This window comes from Pseudonocardia sp. 73-21, assembly GCF_001899645.1.
Lineage (GTDB): Bacteria > Actinomycetota > Actinomycetes > Mycobacteriales > Pseudonocardiaceae > Pseudonocardia.
Genome location: NZ_MKVV01000035.1, coordinates 169,500 through 177,681, shown reverse-complemented (window position 1 = coordinate 177,681; position 8,182 = coordinate 169,500). Strand labels below are relative to the sequence as shown.

General features: G+C 74.6%; 5 protein-coding genes and 1 pseudogene. 2 read left to right on the top strand and 4 right to left on the bottom strand.

From position 1 onward, the window contains the following. Positions 1-350: 350 nt before the first annotated feature. Positions 351-2,558: pseudogene (gene glgB / locus BGP03_RS10605) on the top strand (1,4-alpha-glucan branching protein GlgB); the annotation flags it as partial. Between the two features lie 404 nt (positions 2,559-2,962). Here the strand turns inward: glgB and BGP03_RS10600 are convergent. Next, positions 2,963-4,168 (bottom strand): glycosyltransferase family 87 protein, encoded by a 1,206-nt coding sequence (locus BGP03_RS10600; protein WP_296367894.1) that lies wholly within the window; start codon positions 4,166-4,168, stop codon positions 2,963-2,965. Positions 4,169-4,246: 78 nt separating this feature from the next. Here BGP03_RS10600 and BGP03_RS10595 point away from each other — a divergent pair, with 78 nt between their 5' ends. Continuing rightward, positions 4,247-5,575 carry a neutral zinc metallopeptidase gene (locus BGP03_RS10595; protein WP_298799479.1) on the top strand — a complete coding sequence of 443 codons (1,329 nt, stop codon included), beginning with the start codon at positions 4,247-4,249 and terminating at the stop codon, positions 5,573-5,575. Between the two features lie 58 nt (positions 5,576-5,633). Here the strand turns inward: BGP03_RS10595 and BGP03_RS10590 are convergent, their stop codons facing one another. The 3 genes from BGP03_RS10590 to BGP03_RS10580 form a co-directional block, all read right to left on the bottom strand. Then, positions 5,634-6,617, bottom strand: coding sequence for a tetratricopeptide repeat protein (locus BGP03_RS10590; protein WP_296367891.1), 984 nt, complete (start codon positions 6,615-6,617; stop codon positions 5,634-5,636). A 42-nt stretch (positions 6,618-6,659) separates the two neighbouring features. After that, complete coding sequence (locus tag BGP03_RS10585) at positions 6,660-7,385, bottom strand: DUF4190 domain-containing protein (RefSeq protein ID WP_298799478.1); 726 nt, start codon at positions 7,383-7,385, stop codon at positions 6,660-6,662. Between the two features lie 14 nt (positions 7,386-7,399). Then, on the bottom strand, positions 7,400-8,182 hold a 783-nt coding region (locus BGP03_RS10580; protein WP_299736190.1), incomplete at its 5' end, for a hypothetical protein.

Below are 8,182 nucleotides of genomic sequence, written 5' to 3'. Positions count from 1 at the left end.
GCCCATGCCCACCGAGCCGGACACCAGCCCCGCCGCCGCTTGACAACGACATAGAGACACCCCCCGAGACCCGGAATCGACACGAGCGGCGGACCGTCGTTCCGGCGCTCCCCCCGCACATCCATCCGGCCGAGGAGAGAACCGAGCCGAGACGTCGGCGGTGGACGGTGCGCCGTTCGCATGCGCCCCCGGGTTCGTGATCGCCGGCGTCGAGGACCACCCCTCATGACCGGCGCCCATCCGGGTGACCACCACCGACCGCGTCCGGATCGTTGCCGCCAGGCTCGGCAACGCCGGGGCTCGACCAATAGGGTGCGCGGGTGGATCGTGAGGATAACCGGACCCAGACGATCAACCGGGAGGCGGAGATCATCAACAAGGTCGACCCCTGCCCGCCCGACCAGGGCACCATCGACCGTGTCCTCGGGGGCGCGCACCATGACCCGCACTCGGTGCTGGGCGCCCACCCGCACCCGGACGGCACGGTGGTGCGCGTGCTGCGCCCCCACGCCGACGAGGTGCACGTCGTGCTCGAGGGCGGTGAGGGTCATCCGCTGGTGCGGGTGCACGACGCCGGCCTCTTCTCGGGCGTCGTGCCCGGGCCGCCGTCGGACTACCGGCTGGCCGTCCGCTACGGCGAGCGGGTCGACATCGTCGACGACCCCTACCGCTGGCTGCCCACGCTCGGCGAGATGGACCTGCACCTGATCGGTGAGGGCCGCCACGAGCGGCTGTGGGACGTCCTGGGCTCGCACGTGCGGGCCTACGAGACTCCGGCCGGGGTCGTCACCGGCACGAGCTTCGCCGTGTGGGCGCCGTCCGCGCAGGGTGTGCGCGTCACCGGCGACTTCGACGGCTGGAGCGGCTGGGCCCACCCCATGCGGGTGCTGGGCAGCACCGGCGTGTGGGAGCTGTTCGTGCCCGGCATCGAGCCGGGTGCGCGTTACAAGTTCCGCATCCTCGGCCGGGACGGGCGCTGGCGCGACAAGGCCGACCCGATGGCCTTCCGCACCGAGATCCCGCCGGCCACCGCGTCGATCGTGGACGTCGCCGGGCACCAGTGGTCCGACGACGGCTGGATGACCGCCCGCGCGCAGAAGCAGGCCCACGCCGAGCCGATGAGCATCTACGAGGTGCACCTCGGCTCGTGGCGGACCGGGCTGGACTACCGGGAGATGGCCCGCCAGCTCGTCGACTACCTGGACGAGACCGGCTTCACCCACGTCGAGCTGCTGCCGGTCGCCGAGCACCCCTTCGGCGGGTCCTGGGGCTACCAGGTCACCTCGTACTACGCGCCGACCTCGCGCTTCGGCACGCCCGACGACTTCCGGTGGTTCGTCGACCACCTCCACCAGCACGGCTACGGCGTCATCGTCGACTGGGTGCCCGCCCACTTCCCGCGCGACGAGTGGGCGCTGGCGAAGTTCGACGGCTCCGCCCTCTACGAGCACGCCGACCCGCGCCGCGGCGAGCAGCCCGACTGGGGCACGCTCGTGTTCGACTTCGGCCGCAAGGAGGTGCGCAACTTCCTCGTCGCCAACGCCCTGTACTGGCTGGAGTCCTTCCACGTCGACGGGCTGCGCGTCGACGCCGTCGCCTCGATGCTCTACCTGGACTACTCCCGCAAGGACGGGCAGTGGCTGCCCAACATCTACGGCGGCCGCGAGAACCTCGACGCCGTGGCCTTCCTGCAGGAGATGAACGCCACCGTCTACCGCGAGCACCCCGGCGCCATGACGATCGCCGAGGAGTCGACGGCGTGGCCGGGCGTCTCCCGCCCCACGCACCTGGGCGGTCTGGGCTTCGGGTTCAAGTGGAACATGGGCTGGATGCACGACACGCTCGACTACACCGCGCGTGACCCGATCTACCGGGGCTTCCACCACAACCAGATGACGTTCTCGTTGATGTACGCGTTCAGCGAGAATTTCGTGCTGCCGATCAGCCACGACGAGGTCGTGCACGGCAAGGGCTCGCTGTGGACGCGCATGCCGGGAGACGCCTGGAACAAGGCCGCGAACGTCCGCGCGCTGCTCGCCTACATGTGGGCGCACCCGGGCAAGCAGCTGCTGTTCCAGGGCCAGGAGTTCGGCCAGGAGCGCGAGTGGTCGGAGGCGCGGTCGCTCGACTGGCACCTGCTGGAGGAGCCGCTGCACGAGGGCATCAAGCGCATGGTCGGCGACCTCAACCGCGCCTACCGCGCCCACTCCGCGATGTGGACGAAGGACGTCTCGCCCGACGGCTTCTCGTGGATCGACGCCAACGACACCGCGGGCAACGTGTTCAGCTTCCTGCGCCACGGCGTCGACCCCGACGGCAAGCCCACCGTGATCGCCTGCGTCGCGAACTTCTCCGGCACGCCCAAGCCCGACTACCGGGTGGGGCTGCCGTTCGCGGGCCGCTGGAAGGAGGTGCTCAACACCGACGCCGAGATCTACGGCGGCTCGGGCGTGGGCAACTTCGGCGCGGTGGAGGCCGACCAGACGGTGTGGCACGGGCGTCCGGCGTCGGCGGTGCTGCAGCTGCCCCCGTCCGGGGTGCTGTGGCTGGCGCCGGAGCCGTTCGAAGGTGCGGTGAGCAGGCTGGCCGTCACGGTGGAGGACGCTCCGTCCGCCCCCGTCTCGGCGGACGTGCCGGAGGTAGCGCCGGTGACGCCGGTGGTCGACGCGCCGGTGGAGGCCGCCGTGCCCGGATCGGCGGCGACCGAACAGGCCGTCATCGATCCGGTCGCCGCCGAGCCCGTCGCAGCCGAACCGGTCGCCGCCGAACCGGTCGCGGCCGGGAGCGTCGGGGCCGAGCCCGTCGCGGCTGAGCCCGCGGCCCTCGCCGGGGAGCCGGTGCTGCCGGTGGACTTCGCCGACGACGCGGGCGACGGGTTGGACGAGCGGCTGGCCGACCTCGACGACGAGGGGCCGCTGCTCACCGGCCGGCATGCGCTGGGCCGGGCCGACGACGTCGTGGCTCAGGCCGGGCCCGGCGCCGCCCCGGCGGGTTCCGGCTCGGAGCGGCCCCCGGCCGGGTCGGGGCCGGCCGACCGCAGCAGCACCGTCCAGTAGCCGAGCAGGACCAGGAAGTACAGGGACCGGCCGACGGCCTGGCCGACCCCGTCGGCCGGCCAGTCGGCGTTCCAGGACACGGGGATCACGGCCACCGCGAGCATCACGGCGGTGGCCGCCCCGCGCCCGAGGGTGATCAGCATCAGCGCGCCCGGGAACAGCAGCATCAGGTAGTTGTGCCAGGCGATCGGGGAGAACAGCAGCCCCGCGGCCACCACGGCCCACAGCACCGTGCCGGCCGGTTCGATGCGGTCGCGGTGGCGTCCGCACCAGACGAGGGTGCCCACCAGCACCACGAGCCCCACCGCCATCCCGACCGACGACGGCAGCCCGAACCGCACGGCGAGCCCGGGCAGCGACGCGTTGTCGACGGTGTCGGGCACCGGCTCGCTGAACGCGATCCGCAGCCAGCCGAGCGCGCTCGACGGACCCGCCACCAGCACGCCGACGAGCGACGCCACGGCGGCGGAGAGGATCCCGGCCCGGAACGGCGCCCACCGGCGCTGCACCGCGGGCAGCAGCAGGATCGGCGCCAGTGACGGCTTGAGCGCCACCGTGATCCCGAACAGCACCGCCGCGAGCACCGGGTGGCCGCGCCGCTCGGCGATCCAGCCGGCCACGAGCCCCACCAGCAGCACCGGGTAGATCTGGCCGAGCACCAGCGTGCCGTGCAGCGGGGACGACGCGAGCACGGCCAGCAGCGCGGGCACCGTGAACACCGCCCGCAGCCGCAGCTCGCGCGCCACGAGCAGGACGGACCCCGCCACCATCAGCGTCGTCAGCGCCACCCAGATCCGGTAGGCCGTCACCTCGTCCATCGGCGCGAACGGGCCCAGCAGCACCGTCATCAGCGGCGGGTTGAGGTTGCGCAGCTTCGCGGGGGTGTCGTAGATGTCGGTGCCGTTCACCATCGCGACGGCCGAGTGCCAGAAGGTGTCGAAGTCGACGTGCAGCTCCCGCATGTCCGTGGACGGGATGAGCCGCAGCAGGACGTCGGGATGGCGGATGTCCAGCACCACCGCCGTCGCGATCGACGCGAGGACGAGCAGGCCGGCCACCACCCGGCTCGGGGTGGCGGACCGGACCGGCGGGGTCAGCACACTGGACGGCACGGGTCCCGACGCTATCCGTACGGGTCGAGTTGTTCCGAACCGCTCCCCCACGACCACCCGCCGGGAGACGATGACGGGGTGCGCATCCCGATCCGCGGCCTCACCGCAGTGGTGTGCGTGCTGCTCGTGCTGGTCACCGGCTGCGCCCGATCCGTGCCCGGACGGGCACGTGCGGCGCCGGCCACCGGCACCGCGGCGATCGCGGCTCCGCCGCCCGTCGATCTCTCCGACGTCACCACGGCGCTGCAGGGGTTCTGGGACCAGGCGTTCCCCGCGGCGTTCGGCCAGCCGTGGCGCGACATCCGCCGCTTCGTGCCCGTGCACACGGCGTCCCGGAGCACGGCCACCCCGCCGTGCGTGGAGCGCGCCGCCGATCTCGACGGCCAGGCGTTCTACTGCCCGGCGGCCGACGCCGTCGTCTGGGACGCCGACGGGCTGCTGCCGCAGATCCGGCGGGAGTTCGGCACGGCGGGCGTGGTGGTGGTGCTCGCCCACGAGGTCGGGCACGCCGTGCAGACGCGGCTCGGTGTCGACGAGGAGCAGGCCCGCGATCCGGCGGCCTTCCCCACGATCCTGCTGGAGGCGATGTCCGACTGCTACGCCGGTGCCACCCTCGCGTCCCTCTCCGGGCGGCCGGGGCTGGACGTCGGCGACCGGGACACCGCGGTGCTCGCGCTCGTCGGGTTCCGCGACCCGGTCGGCATCGGGCCCTCGGACGCGAGCGCGCACGGCAACGCGTTCGACCGGGTCTCCGCGTTCCAGGACGGCTGGACGGGTGGCCCGACGCTGTGCGCCGCCATGACCGTGGCCGGGCGGGCCTTCACCGAACGCCGCTTCGGCTCCGCCGCAGACCAGGCCCGCGGGGGCAACCTGCCCCTCGCCCAGCTGCTGCCCGCCGTCGAGACCGACGCCCGGCAGTGGTTCACAGCACTGGCCGCGCCACGGGCGCCCGGGTGGCGGGCCCCGGCGCTGCGCACCGCGCCCGGCGCGTCCTGCTCCGGGCCGGCGCTCACCGGGCAGGGACCGGCCCGGTTCTGCGCGGCCGACGGATCGATCGACGTCGACCGGCCCGCGCTGACCACCCTGGAGGACCGGTTCGGCGACTACGCGGCGGCCACCCTCGTCGCGAGCCGCTACGCCATGGCCGCGCTGACGGCGATGGGCCGGCCCGCGGAGGGCCCGGCCGCCGTCTGCCTGGCCGGTGCGTACACGGCGCGCCTGCTCGACCCGTCGGGCAGCTTCACGCTCTCCCCGGGCGACCTCGACGAGGCCGTCCAGGTCCTGCTCACCGCCGACTGGGCCGCGCGCTCCCCGCAGGGCACGGTCGACGGGAGCGAGGACGGCTTCGACCGGGTCACCCGGTTCCGGCAGGGCGTGCGCCAGGGCGCCGCGAGCTGCCTGCGGTGACGGCCGCGCGCGGTCGGGCCCGGGCGCGCGCGTCGGGGCGTGCCGGGCCCGACCGGCGTCAGAACAGGACGCGCGCCAGGGCCCGCCGGGCCGCCGTGACCCGTGCGTCGTCGGGGGCGAACAGCTCGAACAGGCTCACGAGGTGCTCGCGGACGCGGTCGCGGTCGTCGCCGAACGTGCGGCCCGCCGTGGCCACGAGCCGCGCGAACGCCTCCTCGACGCCCTCGCCGGCCAGCTCGGCGTCGGCGGCGGCGAGCTGCGCGTCGATGTCGTCGGGGGCGGCGTCGGCACGTTCGACGGCGGTGGGGTCGACCTGCTCGGCCCGGGCCAGGAACCGCACCTGCGCCAGGGCGGCCTTGGCCTGCTCGTTGGCCGGCTCCTGCGCGAGGATCGCCTCGTAGGCGGCCTCGGCCTCGGCCCACTCGCCGCGTTCGAGGGCGTCCTCGGCGGCGGTGAACCGCGGGTCCTCGGGCTCCTCGACGGGCTCGGGTGCGCCCGCACCCCGCTCCGCCTCGGCGACGGCGGGCATCCGGTCGCGCACGGCGTCGAGCAGCGAGGTGATCCACTGCCGGATCTGCGGCTCGGGCTGGGCGCCGTTGAACGCGTCGACGGGCTGGCCGCCCACCACGGCGACGACCATCGGGATCGACTGCACGCCGAACGCCTGCGCGATGCGCGGGTTGGCGTCGATGTCGACCTTCGCGAGGATCCAGGCGCCGTTCGCGGCGTCGGCCAGGCGTTCGAGCACCGGGGAGAGCTGCTTGCAGGGCTCGCACCAGGTGGCCCACAGGTCGACCACGACGGGCACCTGCAGCGACCGCTCGAGAACGTCGGCCTGGAAGCCCTGCTCGGTGACGTCGATGACGAAACCGCTGGTGGAGCCGGTGCCGGCGGCGGGTGCGGCACCCGGCGCCTGCGGAGGACGGGGCGGGGCCTCGGCGCGTGCCTTCAGGGCGGAGAGGTCGACCGCGCCCGCCAGCGATGACGACAGAGCGGCCGTCTGGGCACGTGCACGGGGATCAGGTCGGGACACGCCGTTCATCCTGGCACGACGGCTCCCGTCCGTGTGCTGCACCCGGCGCCGTCAGGAGTCCCCCAGCACCCCGGCGACGACCAGCAGCACCAGGAGACCCACCCCCACCCAGCCCAGCACGATGCCCGCGACGGCGACCCCGTCGCCGTCCTCCCCCGTGCGCCGGATCTGGCCGCGTGCGGCGTAGCCGAGGACCAGCGCCAGCACGCTGCCGATCCAGAACATCCACACGGCCCCGAGGACGAGCGAGGCGATGGCCAGCCCGTTGGTGGGCCGGGCGAGCGGATGGCCCACCGGCGGGTACGGCGCCGGCCGGTAGCCGGGAGGCGGGTAACCGGGCGGCCCGTAGTACGGCGGCGGGTACGTGGCCGGGCCGTAACCCGACGGCGGGTACGTGGCCGGGCCGTAACCCGGCGGCGGGTACGTGGCCGGGCCGTAACCCGGCGGCGGGTACGTGGCCGGGCCGTAACCCGGCGGCGGATGGCCTGCGGTCCCGTCGCCGGGTGCCGGATGGCCGGCCGGCCCCTCACCGGGTTGCGGGAACCCCTCGGCGTCGTGGCCGGACCAGGAAGGGGCCGCCTCCGTGCCGCCGTCGACCGGTCCGGCCCGGTAGGCCTCCGCCCGGCCCGACGCCCGCCCGGGCTTCGTGAGGTCGGTCCCACGGGCCACCGACCAGCCCGACATCGGCTCACCGGTGAGCGGATCGACCGCCATCGTCGGGTCCGCCTCGGGGCCGGTGTCCCGACGCGGCCACGACGGCGGGGGCTCCTGCGTCATACGGGCATTCTGGATCAGCCGGCCGACGTGAGCGGCCTGAGCCCCATCGGGTTGTCCACCATGAAGCCCCCGCCCGCCACGATGGCGGCGACCAGCGGCTCGACGAGTTCCACCAGCCGCTCGGCCCGCGCGTCACCGACCGCGGCCCAGGGCACGTCGGCCAGGGCGTCGGTCTGGGACTCGACCTCGACGACGAGGGCCCGGCCCGCGTCGGTGATCGCGCCTGCCCCGTCGAGCAGGTCGCGGTCCGCCAGCCGGTCGACGGCGGCCGCCCACTCCTGCTCGGACCAGCCGCGCCGCTCCCGCAGCTTCTCCGCCGCGGCCGACCCACCGGCGGCGAACACCACGAGCGCCTCCACGGGATCGAGCCCCGCGCTGAGCAGCGCGGCCACGTGACCGTCGCCCCGGTGCTCGCGCAGCACCGTCTGCGCGTGCCACAGCAGGAGGTGCGGGGCGTCGGGCCACTCCAGGGCGGCGTTGGCCGCCGCGAGTGCCCGCCCGGCCGTCGGGGCGGCCAGCGCGGCGTCACGCGCGATGCCGGCCGCCTCCGCAACCTCCGGCGAGCTGAGGACATCGGCTCCGAGCAGCCGGCGCAACGCGGCGTCCACCGCCTCCAGACGGGCCGCCACGAACCGTTCCGGCGCGGCGACGGCCCACACGTCGGGCACCGCGCGGGCGACCATGGCCGGGTGGAAGTTGTAGAACAGCGCGGTGACCAGCTCGGCGGGCGCAGCCCCGAGCGGAGCGGCGCGGAGGGCGAAGTAGCTCATCCAGAAGCCCTTGGTACCGAGGGCGTC

What these genes read in the sequence shown, in the direction of transcription:
- BGP03_RS10590 (WP_296367891.1), bottom strand. Translation starts at nt 6,617, where the DNA reads ATGAACGGCGTGTCCCGACCTGATCCCCGTGCACGTGCCCAGACGGCC.
- BGP03_RS10585 (WP_298799478.1), bottom strand. Translation starts at nt 7,385, where the DNA reads ATGACGCAGGAGCCCCCGCCGTCGTGGCCGCGTCGGGACACCGGCCCC.